Source organism: Sulfurirhabdus autotrophica (genome assembly GCF_004346685.1).
GTDB lineage: Bacteria > Pseudomonadota > Gammaproteobacteria > Burkholderiales > SMCO01 > Sulfurirhabdus > Sulfurirhabdus autotrophica.
Window position 1 is genome coordinate 19,612 of the sequence record NZ_SMCO01000016.1, and the last position, 18,617, is coordinate 38,228.

Below are 18,617 nucleotides of genomic sequence, written 5' to 3' on the forward strand. Positions count from 1 at the left end.
AATGTTAAACATCGAGTGGCATCAAATTGGCGTAGTCGCATCCAAAGAATTTTGGGATCGGATACGCAATCGCTGGGTACTGGCAGTAGCTGCAGTGTTTACTGCTTTCGCGCTGGTGATTGCGTATTTTGGCGCGGCACAACAGGGTGCCGTCGGCTTTAACAACATCGAGGTAACTATCGCCAGCCTGGTTTCTCTGGTAATTTATCTTATTCCGCTGATTGCACTGATTCTGGGATACGACGCTATTGTTGGTGAACGTGAGAGAGGATCGCTCGATCTGCTGCTTTCCATGCCAATTACCCGTTTCGAACTGCTATTTGGAAAATTTTGTGGATTGTCCGGTGCGCTGGCTTTCTCAACTTTGGCTGGATTCGGGGTTGTCGGGCTTCTCCTGTCCTATCAGATTGATGCCGCTTCACTGTTCCACTATGCCGGTTTTATGTTCAGTGCCATCCTGATGGGTATGGCATTTCTGAGTATGGCGGTGGCAGTTTCAGTAATCGCTACAGATCGCACGAGCGCAAGCGGCATCGCCATTGCGTTGTGGTTCTTCTTTGTATTGGTATTCGATCTGTTGCTGTTGGGAGCGTTAGTCGTAACAGGAGGAGAATATGGTGGCGATATTTTTCCTTATTTGTTGTTCCTGAACCCGGCAGATATTTTCCGTATTCTGAACATTTTCGGCATGGAAGAAGTAAAGTCGCTCTATGGATTGTCTACGGTATTCCCTGAAAGTTTGGCCAACCCCTGGATATTAGGAACAGCAATGATGATATGGATTATCGCCCCACTTGGGTTTGCTTCCTGGAGATTTAAATGAAACAGACAAATTTAGTACTGATGTCGTTATTGCTTGCAGCATTAACTTTCGGTTGTACCAAACAGGATGAAGCGATCAAAGTTGTCGAAATCAATCAGGGCACTTCCTGTTCACTGGATGGCATGATTTTGGCAGACTACCCGGGGCCAAAAGCACAGATTCACTATGATAAAGGTGATCCGGATTTCTTCTGCGACACCATGGAAATGTTTTCCATCTATCTGCGGCCAGAGCAGAAAAAACGTGTAAAGGCTTTGTTCACGCAAGATATGGGCAAAACCCCTTGGGATCAGCCTAAAGGGAACTGGATTGATGCTAAATCCGCTTATTATGTGCTTGATAGCAAAAAGTCTGGCTCTATGGGCCCGACACTTGGTGCATTTTCACGCATCGAAGATGCACAAACCTTCGTTAAACAATTTGGTGGGAAAATATTGAAATTTGACGAAGTAACCATCAATATGGTCTCACTGGATGGTGGCGCTCAGCATGATGAAAGGATGTAAAAATGAAAAATTATTTTGAGGGGCTGGATCAAGACGATGCTGAATTAATCGAATCGCTTTCTCGCCTGACTTATGTTTTACGAGAAAACCGAAAATCATTGCTTGAGCAACATGGTGTAGAAGATGAGCAGGCTTTGCTGAGTAAAATCATGGCTGGCGAAACGCCTGAACACCCGGCTTACGAAAATTATTTGAGCGCCTGTATTCTGGCTGAAACGCGCGATGCAATTCGCAATGAAATGAGCAATGCAGTAAAGGAAGCCAAATTGTCATGAGTCTCCATATAGATCTGAAAGAAAGTATAGAGGCACATTATCCGGATCAGCTTGATGGTGAAATTCAGTTAAAGCAGGATGCACTGCTAGTGATGTTCGACTCTGGTTTAGCCCTTGAATTGCGTTACCTCAATCCTCATGAGTATTCCATACAATGGGCATGGGGAGATGCCGAATTACGTATCGACACAGCGCCTTTACATAAAGAATTGTCCACTTTTCCAAATCATCTGCATAATGCCGATGGTCATTTGCTTCCAGATTTGCTGACTGTACCCGGTCGCGCACCGTGGGATAACGTTAAGCAATTAATAGATGCTTTGCTGCTGGACCCCTTGCTTGAATCCGCAAGATTGAATGTAACCTAGGTATATACATTGCTCTCGTAAAGAGAATATTGAGCAGAAAAAAGGGGGCAGAACCCCCTTTCAGGTTTAACACACTAACCTCGCTTACTTGGCTTTGCTTACCATGTAATCAACGGTTGCCTTAACATCATCATCCGACAAAGAAGCATTAGCACCTTTAGGTGGCATCATTCCCTTTTTACCAGTGAACCCTTTAATAGCGTGTTCATAAAGCGTAGGCATCCCCTGAGCAATACGTGGACCCCAATCTTCTTTATTACCCAAAATTGGCGCGCCGGCAGCTCCAGTCTGGTGACACATTGAGCAAGTAGCCTTGAATGTTTTTTCAGCTTTAATACTCGCTTCATCAGCAGCATGCTCTTCTGGCTTAGCTTCTTCAGCCGGTTTCTCCACTTCTGCTGGTGCAGCAGTCTCAGCGGGCTTGGCAGCTTCGGCGGTGGGCTGAGCTGGAGCGGCAGTCTGTGCTTCTTCTTTTTTTCCGCAAGCAGAAAGTGCAAGAGCAATAACAAGGGCGGGGATGAATTTATTGCCAGTTTTAATCACTTTACATACTCCTTAGTTGGATATTGAAATTTGATATTACCAGAACTGCGATTCATCTCATTGACTAACATCAAGAAAGCAAGCCAATAAACTGATAAATTGAATTTTAGGTTAGTTTCATAGAGTAAGCACTGACCTTTTATCAATGATTAATGTTAGCAAAATCGCACTGACCTGCCCCCCCCATTAAACAGCACCAACCGAAATCAATTTAAGTGTGCACTGTAATTACCGCTGATCGGGAATTTTAAAAGGTAGCCAGCTCAGAGGCTAGATGGCTGCATACCTTTCCAGCAAGCTAACATACACAATTAATTTAACTGCCATTATCCCACTGTAGTGGCTAAAAACAGGCTTGAAGCCTTGGCCCGACAAATCTGATTACCATAAATTACAGCAAGAATAATCACAGTCATTTTATAGATAAAAATACCTTTAATTCCTCTTGACAGTCACACCACATGGAGTATATTTAATAAAAAATAACACTATATATTGTGTTTAGTAATCGAAGCTTAATCAACCGGCAATAAAATATTTAATAACTGCCAGTGCATTCAGATAGCTACCAAAGATTAACTGGAGGAAAAAAAGTGACAACATTCGTAACGGAACCCCCTAACCAACGATTAGTTTCAATACCCAATGAAGCGCTCAAGCGCGATGGCACGCGCGCAGCGTTTGACCCAGATAAAATTCGCTCGGCCATTCAGAGAGCAGGCCAGGCTAGCGAAGAGTTTGACGGCAATGAAGCAGAACTGCTTACCGCCCATGTGATAAAAGTGCTATCTCACAAATTTCACAACAACGCACCTGCCATTGAAAATATTCAGGATGTGGTTGAGCAGGTATTGATCTCGGCCAATCACTTTCAGACTGCCCGCGCTTACATTGTCTACCGCGAACAGCACAAGAAACTGCGCCAGGATCGCAACACCATGGTGGATGTTGCCTCTTCTGTTAACGAATATCTGGAACAACAGGACTGGCGCGTCAATGCCAATGCTAATCAGGGTTACAGTCTGGGCGGGCTGATTCTCAACGTATCCGGAAAAGTGGTTGCCAACTACTGGCTAAACCATGTGTATGCACCGGAAGCAGGGGCGGCACATCGCGCAGGGGATATTCACATTCATGATCTGGACATGCTGGCGGGCTACTGTGCGGGATGGTCGCTGCGTACTTTGCTCCACGAAGGCTTGAATGGTGTGCCGGGCAAGGTAGAAGCCGGGCCACCCAAGCACATGTCCAGCGCGGTGGGGCAGATCGTGAATTTTCTGGGTACGCTGCAAAACGAATGGGCGGGGGCGCAGGCATTCAGTTCATTTGACACCTACATGGCACCCTTTATCCGCAAGGATAACCTGAGCTACGAAGAGGTCAAGCAATCTATTCAGGAATTGATTTACAACCTGAATGTGCCTTCACGCTGGGGTACACAAACTCCCTTTACCAATCTGACTTTTGACTGGGTATGCCCGGAAGACCTGCAGGAGCAAATCCCCATTATCGGTGGTGAAGAAATGCCTTTCACCTATGGTGATCTGCAGGTAGAAATGGACATGATCAACCGAGCTTATATTGAAGTCATGACAACGGGCGATGCCAAGGGGCGAGCATTCACTTTCCCTATACCCACCTATAACATGACTACTGACTTTCCCTGGGAATCAGAAAATGCCACGCTGCTGTTCGAAATGACGGCAAAATACGGCTTGCCGTATTTTCAGAATTTCATTAACTCCGAGCTCAAGCCCAATATGGTCCGATCCATGTGCTGCCGTTTGCAACTGGATTTACGGGAGCTACTCAAACGCGGTAATGGCTTGTTTGGCAGTGCAGAACAAACAGGCTCTATCGGCGTGGTAACCGTAAACTGTGCAAGACTGGGTTATCTCTACAAAGGCAACGAGCCTGCATTGCTGGCACGCCTGGACGAACTAATGGAGATTGGCAAAAACACTTTGGAGATCAAACGCAAAGTAATCCAGCGCCATATCGACAACGGATTGTTCCCCTACACCAAACGCTACCTGGGCACCCTGCGTAATCACTTTTCCACTCTGGGCGTCAACGGCATCAACGAAATGATCCGTAACTTCAGCGGTGACGAGTACGGCATCACCAGCGAAGCAGGGCATCAGCTAGCAGTACGGCTATTGGACCACATCCGCGCAAAAATGCTGGCATTTCAGGAAGAAACCGGCCACATGTACAACCTGGAAGCCACCCCGGCAGAAGGAACCACTTACCGTTTTGCCAAGGAAGACAAAAAACGCTTTCCTGATATTCTGCAAGCCGGCACGACTGAAACACCTTATTACACCAACTCTTCACAGCTCCCTGTCGGCTTCACCGATGACCCGTTTGAAGCACTGGAACGCCAGGAAGAACTTCAGAAAAAATACACGGGTGGAACAGTGCTACATCTTTACATGACCGAACGCATCTCCAGCGGAGAAATGTGCAAAGCACTGGTGCGTCGTTCGTTGGAACGATTCGGACTGCCCTACATTACCATTACCCCGACCTTTTCCATTTGCCCGAAACATGGCTACCTGGAAGGAGAGCACAAGTTTTGCCCGAAGTGCGATGCAGAAATCATCGCAGAAAAGCGCAAAAAATCAGCTACAGCTTGATCAGATCAACTTCAAGGAGGTAACAAAAATGACTGACTTATCCATACAAAATCATGCCAGTGAAAATACCATCACGCTCACCGACGAAGAACGCCAACCATGTGAAATATGGACCCGCGTCATGGGCTACCACCGGCCGGTTTCTTCATTCAATATCGGCAAGAAGGGCGAACATGGCGAGCGTACTTTCTTTCAGGAATCACGTGCCAGTTTATGCAACCCAGCACAAACTTCGGCAAATTAACTACTGCATCGGCACACAATTCTCAACATGGACGACTTACGGATAGGTGGTTTTACGCCACTCACCACAACCGACTACCCCGGCCATCTTGCTGCCGTAGTATTTTGCCAAGGTTGTCCATGGCGCTGCAGTTATTGCCAAAATCCACATCTCATTCCGGCAAATGAACCAACGCAAATCTCATGGCAAGACATAATCGAATTCATGAAAAAGCGAAATGGATTACTGGATGCTGTTGTTTTTAGCGGCGGCGAGCCTACTTTACAAGGCGCGCTGGAAACGGCAATCCACGAAATCCATCACCTTGGCTTTAAAGTGGGGTTGCATACGGCAGGCATGTATCCGGAGCGCTTGGCGAAAATCCTTCCCTTGGTAGACTGGGTGGGCATGGATATAAAAGCGCCATTTGAGCAATATGAAAAAATCACCGGTGTATCGAATAGCGGAGAAAAAGCACGTATCAGCACAAAACTGTTAATTAAAAGCGGGGTTGCACATGAATTTAGAACAACCTGGCACCCTCAACTGCTCAATGAATCTGATCTGCTGACACTAGCGACTGAGCTTGTGGAAATGGGAGCCACAAATTTCGTACTTCAGGAATTTCGGGCATCAGGTTGTGCCGATCAAAATCTGCTTGAGACCATAATTTCTGCAGCAATGAAAAATCTGGTAATAGCCCGTATCTCCCCCAGCTTTGATCAGTTTTTTATGCGAACTGCCTGATCAAAGCACTACCTTCAAAACAGCACCATGCTTTTTCCCCGGTTTATACAACAGTTGAGTTGCGCGAATCAACATCCAGTGCAGTTTCGAATGCAGGGTCTCCTTGCAGAAAATGAGAAAGCGCGAAGGCTGCAGTTGGCTGCATATGAATACAGACCATACGGACATTCATGGTGCAACAGGCGCGTGCCAATAATTCCAGCCAAGTGTAATAGACCGGATCAATGATTGTGATTTCACCCAGATCATAATATAGCCGCACAGATTTTGAAGCCTGCAAACGCAAAAGAATGCCTTCGATTAACTCGTCGGCTTTACTGGTATCCAATCCGTACATCGGTTCCAGCAGAAAGTCGCCGCCACCAATAGGCGTCAGATGGTAGCCATACTGGTTCATGCTTTGGCCGATACCTCAATACCCAAAATCTTGAATGCTTCTTTCAATCCATCAGATAGGCTGGCGCGCGTGGTGACATTACCCAAATCAATATTCAGACTGGTCATTGCCCGCGCAATCTCCGGACGGATACCAGTCAGAATGGCTGTTGCCCCCATCAACTGAATCGCACGTACCATCTGAATCATGTGATGCGATACTTGCGAATCGACGGAATGCACACCTGTCACATCCATCACCACTGCGCTGGCGCGTTCGGCTGCAATGCGATTCAAGAGCGCTTCCATCACGACCATGGTACGACTGGAATCAAGTGTACCGATGATCGGCAGAGTCAGCACACCATCCCATATTTCGGTGATTGGTGTTGAGGTTTCCCGCAACTCCTGCTGTTGTGCATAAATGGTTTTTTCTTTTTCCTCGATGTAAGCCTGAAATACCGAAAGCGTCAATTCATTGAATACGCTGGAAAGAAGCAACAAAATGCCACGCGTATCTTCAACCGTCACATTTTTATCTTCTTTCAGCGACTCAATAAAGCAACGCTGAAGAAACTGCATATAGCGTACAAAATCCTCCATTTTACCGCCGCGCACCAATATCTGCTTGGACATACTGCCGAAAAATCCCTGCAGAGCCTGGAAAGCCGGTTGGTCATGGTCAAGAGGATTAGGGACGTCCAAAAGGACAACCATGAGCTCCAGAAACTCAATACTGAAATCGGTAATTTCATCCCCACTCATTAAATTACTGCTACCGAACACCGTTTGACCTTGCGATTCAATTGCTGCTGAAATATTACCAACCTGTAGTTTGAGCTGTTCGATCATAGTGTGATGAGCAGTATTTTTTTTCTGGGCCATGCAGTTCTCCTTGGATAATCTTTATTTATTTGTTATTTACCATTCAACCTTGCACACTTTTATCAAAAAAATAAAATGCATCTAATCAAGGCTTACATTTCCTTCCTATCCGGCTTACAGGCTCAATTTAACCGAATAACGCAGATGGATTGATCGTCTGTCACCCTGGGCATCACATTCCCTAACACATAGGCAATTAATTGTGGATGCTGATTGAACAACCTGGGAAATGAATCCTTGTCCCAACCACGGCGGATACCGTCGCTCGCAGTAATGAACAATGTTTTCTTTTCAAAAACGAGTTGCGTGGCAGTAGGCGTTTTATGTTCTCTACCCAAAATGCCGGGGGCAAATGACAAATTATTTATTGAGTCATGAATATACACATAGGCGCTCATATCACCTACACCCAACACATTCAGGTTCTTCTTCGACAAATCAAACTCAGCGGCAATGGCCACAGCACCACGTTCGCCGGTAGTTAAATGATGATCCACTGCTGCCAGTAATTTATCCAAACCTTCCACACTCAAATAACATCCCAGATTGGATGTAACCCGTTGCGCAATTTCTCCGTGACCCAACCCATCCAGATGCAAAAGCCTGAGCTTTGCACCATGTTGTTGAAGATATATTTTATCCCCATTAAAACGATCATCATTGAGCGCACGTGAAAAAACACCTATTTCAAATCCTGATTGGGCAACAGCAGGCATATTCAAACCGGCCGAACCAGCAGAATTATGCTTGTTCAAATAAAACCGAGTCCAGAGTGCCGTGCCATGCCAGCGGCCATGTTTTGCATCTTTTTCCTGCTGCGTATAGATACCAAACTCATCGCTCAGGCGCTGCATACTGCCAAGCCCTTTACCCAATGTTTTGCTGGTTGAGTAGCCATCCTGTTGAGCCAGAGCAAGGTCATCGACACCCGGACCAAAATCAAATGAAATAATATCAAGCGCAGGGCCAGGTTGCTGCCATACCTGAATCATGCCTTTTCCGCCTGCGTGCTTTATTAAATTAGTGACCATTTCAGATGCAACCAGCACCATATTTTCACGGCGGACATCAGAAAAACCCATACGTCTGCCGCTAGCCTGCAAACGCGAGCGAAGCAGAATACCTGCACTTTCGCTTTGTATGGGATCAGCAAATAAGAGCTTGCATTCATTGCTGTCAATTTTCAATTCCTGACTCATTTGGAATCCGGCAGAAAGTGAGCCCAGGTGATGCTGCCATCGGGATGCCAGGTATCCACCACAACACGGCCTCGTCCTGCTCGCTTTGCTTCATACAATGCGACATCCGCGCGGTGAATAAAATTTTGCATATCGCGCTCACCCGGCTCATCCGCAGAAAGTGAGGCGATACCAATACTCACCTTATTATTCATTTGGCTCAACACATGCATCGCTTTGTTGCAGGCAATATCTTTATTGGCATAGAGCAGAATAGCAAATTCGTCGCCACCAAACCGGATAGCATGGTCTACGCCATCACGAATAGAATGTAGCATTGCCTGCGCCATTTTAATCAGATAGGCATCGCCATACTGATGCCCGTGTTCATCATTGATCTGCTTGAAAAAGTCCAGATCAAACAAGATCAGGGATAACACCTCATCACGCTGTCGGAGTGTGCGCTGAAATCCAGTACTCAATCTTTCATCATAGGCACGACGATTCAACAGTCCGGTGAGCGGGTCCGTCTCTGCATTGCGGATAGACTCACCCAATTCTTCCTGACGTTTTGCCAGTGTCTGCTGCATGATTTCAATTTCTTTTTCAGTACGTATCCGCGTTTCATCAAGATGGCGAATCATTTCTGCATTCCGTCTCAGCAGCAATGCGGGATCTGCAATTTCTGTGGACTGTTGCAAATGAAGGCGTAATTGTTCAACAATTCCTGCTTCGGGTGAATCTTTCAGATCGACAACACTGGACGCAACACCTTGACCAAAATGTACGGTGAGCTGACTATCCTCAAGGAGCAGTGTCACGGGAAGAGGAAGGCCAGTGCCTGCACCGGCAAGTCGTAAACTGGCAACAATTTGAAGGCAAGAAGATGTGGCAGAAAATTGATTTCCCCCCAGACTTTTCACAGCCAAGAGCACGAAACCCATAAAATTTTGAATATCTGGTTCGATCACCAGATTTTGTTTTAATAATTCCACCATCGACAAATTATGCAACCCTGATTTAGCCGCTTATAACAACCTAAAGGAAATTGGTCATGCAGGATGGATTATGCTACTAAATGATCGAAAGATACAAAGAAATTAAAGCCAGATAACATTTACAATCAAAATAGTACAAACAAAAACGAATACTGGCTACATTTCCGAATAGCACTGTCAAATCAGCGAAAAGATTTACACCCCCCTATTTTTAACCCGCTTTATCCGCATAAGCCCGGTCAGAAATGCTTGGCATTGCCATCTAATATCGTCATGAAAACCCCATGAAATCCTAAAGAGTTTTATCTTGAACGCATCCCGCCTTGGCCTTTTCTTTCACGAGGAGCACCATTCATAGGCGCCCCACCCTCTTGCATGGGACGCTGCCGTCTGTTTTTAAAATCATCCGACAGACGCTGACGATCTTCCTGGCTCATATTTTTCCAGCGCTCACGTAATGCCTCACGTTTTGCCTGACGTTCTTCGGGCGAAGTATTTTGTGAACGCTCCCTGAATTTTTGTTTAAGATTTTCCCGGTCCTCCGGGCTCATTTGCTGCCAACGATCGCGCAACTCCTGACGCTTTGCCTGGCGTTCTTCGGGCGAAGCATTTGGATTGCCCTGACGGAATTCCTGCTGCCTTGCCGTTCGCTCCTCAGGGGTCATACTTTGGCGCTGCTCACGCATCTTTTCACGTATAGCCTGGCGTTCTTCTGGTGGCATATTTCTAAACTGCTCCCTCTGCTCAGGTGAAATTCGATTCTGAGCAGATGTGAGCTGATCTGCAAATACCGGGGAACCCAACAAAACCCAGGTTGCTGATACAGTAACCAGCAATAACCTTTTGGTCATGTTTTTCATAATCATTTTCCTTAGTAAAGTTGTATTCCCCGAAAAAGCAAATAAGGGCTAACGACGCTCCGCATCATGTTTTTCGTTATAGATATCTTTGCTGGCTGCACGCTGATCCTGATGCAAATCTTTACGTTCATCTCTGGTCAAAACGCCATCGGATTTATATTGGCGTTCTTCCTGACGAATAGACCTCTGCTCGGACCTGAGATTTTTTGCTTCACTGTGAGTCAACTCACCTGAACGAACGCCTTGCTGAATACGCTCATGCTGATGAATCTGATGTCTGTTTACGCCAGGGTCGCGCGTTGCTGCATTCACACGATGGGCATGCGCTTCTCCATGATGCACGCCGGGTTGTGCAAACGCAGATGAAGCAGCAACAGAAGCAAGTACCAAGCCTATCACAGTAACGAAAGTGTTTTTTAATGCATTCATGATATTCTCCATTGTATTCAAGTTTGGGGGTATTTCGCTAACTCTTGATCAATTTCAAGCGTTAATGCCATCTTAAAACCGAGATGTAAATAACCTGTTTAAGGAATACTGAAAGTTGTAACAAATTGTTGCACCGGAGAGTTTCGTTACAATTATTAACAATTATGTCCGCGTTGACGTTTATGATAGCCACTATGAACACACCTGCCCACATTCTGATTATTGACGATGACGACCGCATTCGCGAGTTGCTGTTCCGCTACCTTACCGAACAGGGTTTCGAAGTCAAAGCGGTAGCTAACGGGCGCGAAATGTCTCAGGCCATTGAACGCGCCCGATTTGATCTATGGATACTTGACCTGATGTTACCGGGTGAAGATGGGTTATCCATACTCCGCCGTACACGTGGCACAGGGGAAACCACACCCGTTATATTACTGACGGCAAAAGGAGATGAAATTGACCGCATTGTAGGTCTGGAAATGGGAGCAGATGATTATCTGGCTAAACCTTTCAGCCCTCGCGAACTGGTTGCGCGTATTCATGCAGTTCTGCGTCGCCAGGGTATGGTACAACCAGGCGCACCCGTCGAAAGTGCTGGCGAAGTGATTTTCGGCCAATGCCGGCTTGATCTGGGTAGCCGCACTTTGTTCCGTGATGAAGTCGCCACACAGCTCACCACCGGTGAATTTTCCTTGCTGAAAGTATTGGTTAATCATCCGAGACAGGCGTTATCACGGGACCGCCTCATGGAATTAGCGCGTGGCCGTGACCATGAAGCATTTGACCGTACTATCGATGTACAGATTTCCAGACTACGCAAGCTGATCGAGCCGGACTCGGCCAAACCACGATATATCCAGACAGTGTGGGGGCACGGCTATACATTTGTTCCTGACGGGACGACTGCATGAACCTGTTTCCCCGCAGCCTGGCTACACGGGCCTTTCTGCTGATCGCTTTACTGATATTGCTGTCACTTATCGCAAGCACCATTTTATTCCGCCAGGCAGAGCGCACCCCCCGCGCTATGCAACTTGCGCAAATGGTCACATCAGTTGTCAATCTCACCCGCGCCGCCGTGCTTTCCGCTGACCCTACACTCAGATCCGCTTTACTGGATGAAATGGCAGAATCTGACGGCATAAGGGTTTTTCTGGCTGATCCCCATGAACAGTTGGTGCCATTTGCATTACATTATGGCGTTAATCAAAAAATGGCTACAGATATACGTATACAGCTAGGCCCGAATACGCGCTTTGCATCAGCCAGGAATGGCGAAGAAGGCTTTTGGGTAAGTTTTTTTATTGGCGATCAGGAATTCTGGATCATGATGCCAGCTGAACGTATTGAGCGACCAAAACCCTGGCAGTGGCTCGGTTGGAGTGTACTTGTCATGTTCTTTGCACTGATCGGCGGCGCTTTAATTGCTCGACAAGTGGGCAAGCCACTCAAAAAACTGGCGAGTGCGGCTTATGCTGTGGGGCATGGCGAAACCCCCACGCCACTGGAAGAAAGCGGTGCTGCAGAAACCATTGCTGTAGTGCGCGCTTTTAACCAGATGTCGTCAGATTTAGCAGCGATCGAACAAGAACGTGCACTGGTATTGGCCGGAATTTCCCATGACTTGCGAACCCCCCTCACCCGGTTGCGCATTGCAGCAGAATTTATTGATGACGAAGCCAGCAGGGAAGGGATGATATCCGACGTGGAACAAATGGACGCAGTAGTGGGCCAGTTTCTTGAATATGCCCGGCTCGGTGAGCAAGAACCCATAGCCGAGATCGATCTGCAAGAACTGGTCAGTACTGTAGCCGCACCCTACATGAAGCGTGGCAAAAGCCTGCTGATCACATTGGCAGAATTTCCGCCTGTTAAAGCGCGTCCGCAATTGCTCAAGCGTGCACTCACCAACCTGCTAGACAACGCAATCAAATATGGCGGGGACGAAATCTCTCTGGAAAGCTTTAATGCTGACTGGCATGGGCGCCCCTGTGCGTTTTTTGTCATACAGGATCGCGGACCAGGCATACCGGTAGAAGACATAGAAAAAGCCAAACGCCCCTTTGTTCGTCTTGAAAGCGCTCGAAGCGGCGTAGGTGGATCGGGGCTTGGATTGGCTATTGTAGAACGCGCAGCGCGCATACAGGGAGGGGAATTGAGATTAGAATCACGCGAAGGTGGGGGATTAAAAGCAACGTTTATTATCCCAATCGTTTCCTGACAGTCACTTTCTATCCGATTTATCCAGTTAGAAACAGCTCGCAGAACAACTGTTCCATAGAGCAACTGCGGCAACAACATAAATAACCCATCACTTCAAGCTAGTTAACCAAGTACTGTTACAGCATCCTCAAAAAGAGTGATTCAGAATATCCTCGACAGTTTGATAGATGGTCCGCAGACGCCCAATTCCACTCCTTGACTCATTGATCTTACCAGAATGGTACAGATGCATTAATTCATTGCCAACAGAATGAAGTTCATCATGAGAATGTTCTAATTGATTGAGCCATTCTTGGGGAATGTCTTTTTCCTCCCTTGCTTGTTCTACCCAACGACCACAGTGGCACTTCTCTTTTATCATAATAGGCCAGCGCAATTCTGATTCAGCGCTTGAGTTCAGTTTTTTTTCTAATTGTTCCAGCCAGTAAGTGCATTCGATTCGAAGCAACTGTAATTGTGTTTCTTTAGGTGTGAGAAGCAATTTGGCACTTGCTTTCCATTCCTCTGGAATCTCAAAAAATCGAACCCAGGCAGGTATTGCGTCAGGTGGCATCGGGCGTGCAATGCCATAACCCTGTGCAAAAGTACAACCCATATTTAACAGCATAAGCCCATGTTCCTTGGTTTCTACTCCCTCTGCAATGACCTCACGTCGGAACGCCTTACTCAACGCCAGCACTGCTTCCACTATGGCGTAATCATCGGGATCGCCAATCATGTCGCTCACAAAACTTTGGTCGATTTTGACGACACTAACATCCAAATTACGTATATGGGTAAGCGATGAATAGCCTGTGCCAAAGTCATCAAGTGAAAATTTAATTCCAAGCCGGTGATGGCAATCTCGGATTACTCTGCTTACCAGCAGCAGGTCTTCCATCGCACTACTTTCCAGCACTTCCAGTTCAAATTGCTGCGGAGAGATTTCCGGGTATTGCGCAAGCGCGGACTCAATATGCATGAAAAAATCTTCCCCTTGCAAATGGCGCGGAGAGATATTAACGCTCACTTTGATCTCTAAACCAGATTCTTTCCACTCTGCCATTTGCCGAAGCGCCTCATCGATCACCCAGTTACCAACCATAATCTCCAAAGACGTGCCTTCTATCACGGGAAGAAAATCGGAGGGCGGTAATATGCCATGCTCTGGATGGTTCCATCTGATCAGGGCTTCCAGACCAACAACTTCACCTGTCATCATATTCACCTTCGGCTGGTAGTACAGACAGAACTCTTTCCGAGCAAAGACTCCTTCAATAATGTGCAGCTGATTACGATAGCTTTGCACCTGCAAATCATGTTCGGGATCGAATAACTGATAATGATTCCGTCCACTCAACTTAGCCAGGTACATTGCTTGATCGGCATGGCGTAATAACGTATCAGGCTCATCAGCTTCATCTAATGGATAGATAGTTATGCCGCTACTGGCGCTAAGGGTAACAATCTGGCCATCTATTACATATGGCTGGACGATGGCACGATGGATCCGTTCGAGCATGTTAAAGCATTGCTCGACCCTATCTAGCCCTCCCAGTAGCAATGCGAATTCATCTCCTCCCTGTCGTGATATTGTATCCTCTTCGCGCATAACAGACTTGATGCGCCGCGCAATTTCGATCAGCAATTGATCACCTGCTTCATGCCCATAGGTATCGTTTACTTTTTTAAAATCATCCAGATCGAGATAACACACACCCAAAAGAGATTTATCACGCTTGCAGTGATTCATGGCTTGTTTGAAACGGTCTGCGAACAGCACCCGGTTAGGCAGTTGCGTCAGGGCATCATAGTGTGCCATCAGTTCCAGCGACTGCTGCTGTTGTTTGGTTTGGGTAATGTCAGAGAACAGGCCAACAAAGTTTACGGCATTGCCAAGCTTGTCGCGCAAAGCAGAAATGGTGAGGTGTGCCGCATATACTACCCCATTATTTTTACGGTTCCACATTTCCCCTTGCCAATAGCCTGCTTCGGCAAGTGACTGCATCATCAAAGTGTAAAACTCCGGAGGCTGTCTGCCTGAATTAAAAATGCGCAGATTCTGACCTATCGCCTCCTCGCGTCTATAACCCGTAATATCGCAAAATGCCGGATTGACATCAATGATGTTAGCATCTGCATCCGTGATTACAATGCCTTCATGGGCCTCAGCAAATACACGCGCGGAGAGTTGGAGTTTTTCTTCAGCTTTCTTTTGAATACTGATATCGAAGCAAATACCAGCCATACGCAATGCGTTGCCTTGCTCATCATAGGTCGTGTTACCCAGTGCCCGTATCCATCTTTCCTCACCGCTTTCAAGAACGATTCGGTAGTCGTTGCTGAGAGCTATGCGTTCTCGTATTGCATCCATAATACGATCTTCTGCTGCTTGCGCATCATCGGGATGCAACACACCTCTCCAAGCTTCAAAGGTAGCCTCTTTTCTCTCAGAATCCATACCGAACAAACTGTAAAGTTCATTCGACCAATCAAGCTTCCCTGATCGCATGTCCCAATCCCATGAACCAGCTCCAGCAGCGCTCAACGCAAACGACAGCCGCTCATTGGCAAGCTTGAGGGCATGCTCTGTTTGCTTGAGAACAGTAATATCCTGGGCTATAAGCACAATACATTGCTTATTTTGTATTTCAACGAGTTCCGCAGAGACCAGACAAGTTACTTCTTTGATTTTTGTCTTGAAATGAAATTCCAGATTGGTGACACGCCCTTTTTCAGTTAGCTCTGAGATAAAACTAGCGCGATTAATAGCTTTTTCCCAAATATCCAATTCAATGGATGTATGACCAACCGCTTCTTCGCGGGTATAACCAGTAATGCGAACCCAGGCATCATTAACCTCAATGAATCTGCCTTCTGAAAGCGTTGTAATTGAAATAGGATTAGGTGAGCTATGAAATGTTTTTGAAAATTTATTTTCACTGATTCGTAAAATCTCTGCTGTCAATTTGCTCTCGGTGATATCTCCTCCAGAGCCGAGGGTGCCGATGATATTGCCACGCTCATTGCAGAGAGCCGTATTGTGCCATGCGATCATCCGCTCGCTTCCGTCACGGCATAGCACGGGGTTTTCAAAATACTCTACCGCATTGACATCTCCGACCAAGAGCTTATGAAAAGTAGATAACACCTTGTCCAAATCATGCTGAGGCAGGCAGGTAGCGAACCAGTTACGCCCCAACAATTCGTCTTCCTTGTAGCCCAGCAATACGCAGCCGGCTCGATTGATCATAGTGATGCAACCATCGTGATCCAGCGCTACCATCATAGTTTGCATTGTGTCGAGATAACGCTGATTGAGATCATGCTCATGGCGCAGTTCCATTTCGGCCTGCTTTCGCTCAGTTATATCCTCAGCGATGCCGGCAATGCGATAAACCTTTCCTTCTGCATCAATAACGGGAAAAGCACGAGCATATATCCACCGCTCAGAACCATCCGGCCGGAGTATTCGATATTCTGGAAATGTTATGTCAGATAAATTACCAGCACTTTTCTTGCTGATAGCTGCAATGATTTGTTCGCGGTCTGCATCCACCACGGCATCCAGCCAATCCAGCGGTCTGGAATAAAGACTCTCGCAAGAACGTCCCCAAATTTTTTCATAAGCCGGACTAATGAAGAACACCTCATTCCAATCTGGAGCACCTAGCCAGAAAACTTCGCGTATATTTTCCGTCAGTTGCCGGAAAATGGTATTGCTCTCTTTCAGCGCCTTTTCCGTCTGCTTACGCACACTGATGTCGCGCAGAATCGCCGTGAAGGTTTTTTTTCCATCAATTTCCACCTGCGAGATCGATGCCTCGAACAAAAATTCTTCGCCATTGGCACGCAAAGCGTAAGATACTCCGGGCGCTGTCATAGTGCGCGTTGTAATTCCTGACCTGCCAAAATTTTCTACATGTTGACGATGAGAAGCATGAAAGCGAGCAGGGATGAGTTTCTCTAGTGGCTGACCAATGATTTCGTCTGCGCGGCGGCCAAACATAAGCTCGGCAGCATGATTGAATATGATGATGTTCTGGCTCTCGTCCGTTGAGACAATAGCGTCCATCGCAGAGTCAATCAGATTACTAAGGAGGGTAGCCTGTTCTTGCGTTTTCAAGAGGTGTCTCCGTTTGATTCGAAAAAGCCCACATCTTTTGATGAAACCTTGCAATTAATTGTTTACTATCCCACGAGATATGCAAAAAGAGCTTCGTTAACAGGCTCATCCACCTGCTTTCGTATAGTTTTTCTTGGTGCCAATGGTTATTAACCATAGATTATTTTTCACTTATCGCATGACAACAGTTGCGTTCACGCTATGAAATAAAGCGTATCGCACCTACCAAATATAGAGCATTCTTCAAGAAATGTACGTGTGAGTTTATTATATATAACAATGCATCATAATTTTTCAAAATCAAGATCGACGGCTGCCATTTGTCAGACTACTAGCACAGTTCTGGTTGATTTACTTCAGCACAAGGCTTGAATGCTTTAGCTATATAATTCCGCCATTGACGCGTTTATTTGGCATGCCTTATCTTTACCTATTTATGGCTGAGCCATTTATAATCACATGAAGGATTATTTTCTACAGAACATCCGAATATCAAAAAAATCAAAGGAGAAACACCATTAATATCGCCACTTTCGAAGCACTATTAAGCGCAGCAGCACAACAACCCGAACCGCAGCGCATGCTCTTTGTATTCGCCCAGACTGAGCTACCTGAAGAACATAGCGATATTGAAGCCCAACGATTTCAGGCTGGGCAGGGCGGCGCTTTAAATCCTGTTATGTACGTGGATAAGACCCTGAAGGAATTAAGCAATTTTACAGATCTGATTTCGGAATCTCAACAAATGGGTCAGCCTTGGCAGGTTGTTTTTGTTGCCGGCCTGGCAGGTAAACAAGGCGAATTACCTAGTAGTAGCGAAGCACAAGCAGCGATGGAAATGATGGTTAAATCGATCCAGCAGGGTGCGATTTCCAATTTTCTGGCTTATGACCGGGAAGGTTCCCCGATGCAGTTTGAATAAGCTTGCGGCTAATTAACCAGCCCTAAAAATGCGCAATAACAAACTATTACGTGCTATTTACACCCTGGCAGTTTATCTATGGGCAGCACCCATTTCACTGCTTGGCCTGGCACTTGGGATCCTCTCGCTGCCGGGGGGTTGCAAACTGAGTGTGAATGAAGGTGTGCTTGAGTGTGCAGGAGGACGTATTTTGTCCGGACTCCTTTCAGCACTTGGACGAAATATGCAGATTCAGGCCATTACCCTCGGGCATGTGGTACTCGCTCGCAACCATGAAACCATGCATGCATTGCGTTTCCACGAACGCATACACGTGAAACAATACGAACGATGGGGTTTGCTTTTTTTGCCACTGTATTTTGGCTCAAGTATGCTGGCCTTAATGGTTGGCAAAGATCCCTATTTTGACAATCACTTTGAAAAAGCGGCTTTTGAAGGTGCTGCAAAGCACGCTGATTCTCAAATCAACTCATAGTTGTTCAATAAATCAGTTTGATGGTCTCATTCAATCAGCT

The 18,617-nt window shown here is 46.4% G+C and carries 19 protein-coding genes; 11 read left to right on the forward strand and 8 right to left on the reverse strand.

Going from position 1 to position 18,617, the window contains the following annotated elements; all coding sequences use genetic code 11:
* Position 1 precedes the first annotated feature (1 nt).
* Genes EDC63_RS13790 through EDC63_RS13805 form a run of 4 tightly spaced genes read left to right on the forward strand, consistent with a single transcriptional unit; the run spans position 2 to position 1,972 of the window.
* Positions 2 to 823 (forward strand): ABC transporter permease, encoded by an 822-nt coding sequence (locus tag EDC63_RS13790; protein ID WP_223248351.1) that lies wholly within the window; start codon positions 2 to 4, stop codon positions 821 to 823.
* On the forward strand, positions 820 to 1,329 hold the full coding sequence (locus tag EDC63_RS13795; RefSeq protein ID WP_124947116.1) for a nitrous oxide reductase accessory protein NosL: 510 nt from the start codon (positions 820 to 822) through the stop codon (positions 1,327 to 1,329). The genes EDC63_RS13790 and EDC63_RS13795 overlap by 4 nt, the downstream gene beginning before the upstream one ends.
* Before the next feature lie 2 nt (positions 1,330 to 1,331).
* Complete coding sequence (locus tag EDC63_RS13800) at positions 1,332 to 1,604, forward strand: hypothetical protein (RefSeq protein ID WP_124947117.1); 273 nt, start codon at positions 1,332 to 1,334, stop codon at positions 1,602 to 1,604.
* On the forward strand, positions 1,601 to 1,972 hold the full coding sequence (locus EDC63_RS13805; RefSeq protein WP_124947118.1) for a toxin-antitoxin system TumE family protein: 372 nt from the start codon (positions 1,601 to 1,603) through the stop codon (positions 1,970 to 1,972). Before EDC63_RS13800 ends, EDC63_RS13805 begins: the two co-directional genes overlap by 4 nt.
* Positions 1,973 to 2,056: 84 nt before the next feature.
* Here the strand turns inward: EDC63_RS13805 and EDC63_RS13810 are convergent, their stop codons facing one another.
* Positions 2,057 to 2,515: a c-type cytochrome gene (locus tag EDC63_RS13810; protein ID WP_223248352.1), complete on the reverse strand. Its 459-nt coding sequence runs from the start codon at positions 2,513 to 2,515 to the stop codon at positions 2,057 to 2,059.
* A 593-nt stretch (positions 2,516 to 3,108) separates the two neighbouring features.
* Between EDC63_RS13810 and EDC63_RS13815 the strand changes: the two genes are divergently transcribed.
* From EDC63_RS13815 to EDC63_RS13825, 3 genes are read left to right on the forward strand one after another with little or no spacing between them, the layout of a single operon-like run.
* Positions 3,109 to 5,154 (forward strand): ribonucleoside triphosphate reductase, encoded by a 2,046-nt coding sequence (locus EDC63_RS13815; RefSeq protein ID WP_262982239.1) that lies wholly within the window; start codon positions 3,109 to 3,111, stop codon positions 5,152 to 5,154.
* A 28-nt stretch (positions 5,155 to 5,182) separates the two neighbouring features.
* Positions 5,183 to 5,398 carry an anaerobic ribonucleoside-triphosphate reductase gene (gene nrdD, locus EDC63_RS18985; protein WP_124947119.1) on the forward strand — a complete coding sequence of 72 codons (216 nt, stop codon included), beginning with the start codon at positions 5,183 to 5,185 and terminating at the stop codon, positions 5,396 to 5,398.
* Between the two features lie 27 nt (positions 5,399 to 5,425).
* Complete coding sequence (locus EDC63_RS13825; RefSeq protein ID WP_124947120.1) at positions 5,426 to 6,124, forward strand: anaerobic ribonucleoside-triphosphate reductase activating protein; 699 nt, start codon at positions 5,426 to 5,428, stop codon at positions 6,122 to 6,124.
* 43 nt (positions 6,125 to 6,167) lie between these two features.
* Here the strand turns inward: EDC63_RS13825 and EDC63_RS13830 are convergent, their stop codons facing one another.
* The 6 genes from EDC63_RS13830 to EDC63_RS13855 form a co-directional block, all read right to left on the reverse strand.
* On the reverse strand, positions 6,168 to 6,521 hold the full coding sequence (locus EDC63_RS13830; protein ID WP_124947121.1) for a hypothetical protein: 354 nt from the start codon (positions 6,519 to 6,521) through the stop codon (positions 6,168 to 6,170).
* Positions 6,518 to 7,384, reverse strand: a complete 867-nt coding sequence (locus tag EDC63_RS13835; protein ID WP_124947122.1) for an STAS domain-containing protein — start codon at positions 7,382 to 7,384, stop codon at positions 6,518 to 6,520. Before EDC63_RS13835 ends, EDC63_RS13830 begins: the two co-directional genes overlap by 4 nt.
* 122 nt (positions 7,385 to 7,506) lie before the next feature.
* On the reverse strand, positions 7,507 to 8,583 hold the full coding sequence (locus tag EDC63_RS13840) for an ATP-binding protein (protein WP_124947123.1): 1,077 nt from the start codon (positions 8,581 to 8,583) through the stop codon (positions 7,507 to 7,509).
* Positions 8,580 to 9,560, reverse strand: coding sequence for a GGDEF domain-containing protein (locus EDC63_RS13845; RefSeq protein ID WP_124947124.1), 981 nt, complete (start codon positions 9,558 to 9,560; stop codon positions 8,580 to 8,582). Before EDC63_RS13845 ends, EDC63_RS13840 begins: the two co-directional genes overlap by 4 nt.
* A gap of 302 nt (positions 9,561 to 9,862) precedes the next feature.
* Positions 9,863 to 10,420: a DUF3106 domain-containing protein gene (locus tag EDC63_RS13850; RefSeq protein WP_165923001.1), complete on the reverse strand. Its 558-nt coding sequence runs from the start codon at positions 10,418 to 10,420 to the stop codon at positions 9,863 to 9,865.
* Between the two features lie 48 nt (positions 10,421 to 10,468).
* Positions 10,469 to 10,849, reverse strand: coding sequence for a hypothetical protein (locus EDC63_RS13855; RefSeq protein ID WP_124947126.1), 381 nt, complete (start codon positions 10,847 to 10,849; stop codon positions 10,469 to 10,471).
* Between the two features lie 194 nt (positions 10,850 to 11,043).
* Here EDC63_RS13855 and ompR point away from each other — a divergent pair, with 194 nt between their 5' ends.
* Both ompR and EDC63_RS13865 read left to right on the forward strand, forming a co-directional pair.
* Positions 11,044 to 11,763, forward strand: coding sequence for an osmolarity response regulator transcription factor OmpR (ompR, locus tag EDC63_RS13860; protein ID WP_124947127.1), 720 nt, complete (start codon positions 11,044 to 11,046; stop codon positions 11,761 to 11,763).
* Positions 11,760 to 13,073, forward strand: coding sequence for an ATP-binding protein (locus EDC63_RS13865; protein WP_124947128.1), 1,314 nt, complete (start codon positions 11,760 to 11,762; stop codon positions 13,071 to 13,073). The genes ompR and EDC63_RS13865 overlap by 4 nt, the downstream gene beginning before the upstream one ends.
* A gap of 129 nt (positions 13,074 to 13,202) precedes the next feature.
* Here EDC63_RS13865 and EDC63_RS13870 read toward each other — a convergent pair whose 3' ends face one another.
* Complete coding sequence (locus tag EDC63_RS13870) at positions 13,203 to 17,180, reverse strand: sensor domain-containing protein (protein WP_124947129.1); 3,978 nt, start codon at positions 17,178 to 17,180, stop codon at positions 13,203 to 13,205.
* Between the two features lie 580 nt (positions 17,181 to 17,760).
* On the opposite strand from EDC63_RS13870, the gene EDC63_RS13875 reads away from it, so the two are divergent.
* A complete protein-coding gene (locus EDC63_RS13875; protein ID WP_124947130.1) occupies positions 17,761 to 18,102 on the forward strand; it encodes a ribonucleotide reductase subunit alpha in 342 nt (113 codons plus the stop codon).
* Between the two features lie 28 nt (positions 18,103 to 18,130).
* A complete protein-coding gene (locus EDC63_RS13880; protein ID WP_124947131.1) occupies positions 18,131 to 18,577 on the forward strand; it encodes a hypothetical protein in 447 nt (148 codons plus the stop codon).
* Positions 18,578 to 18,617 lie beyond the last annotated feature (40 nt).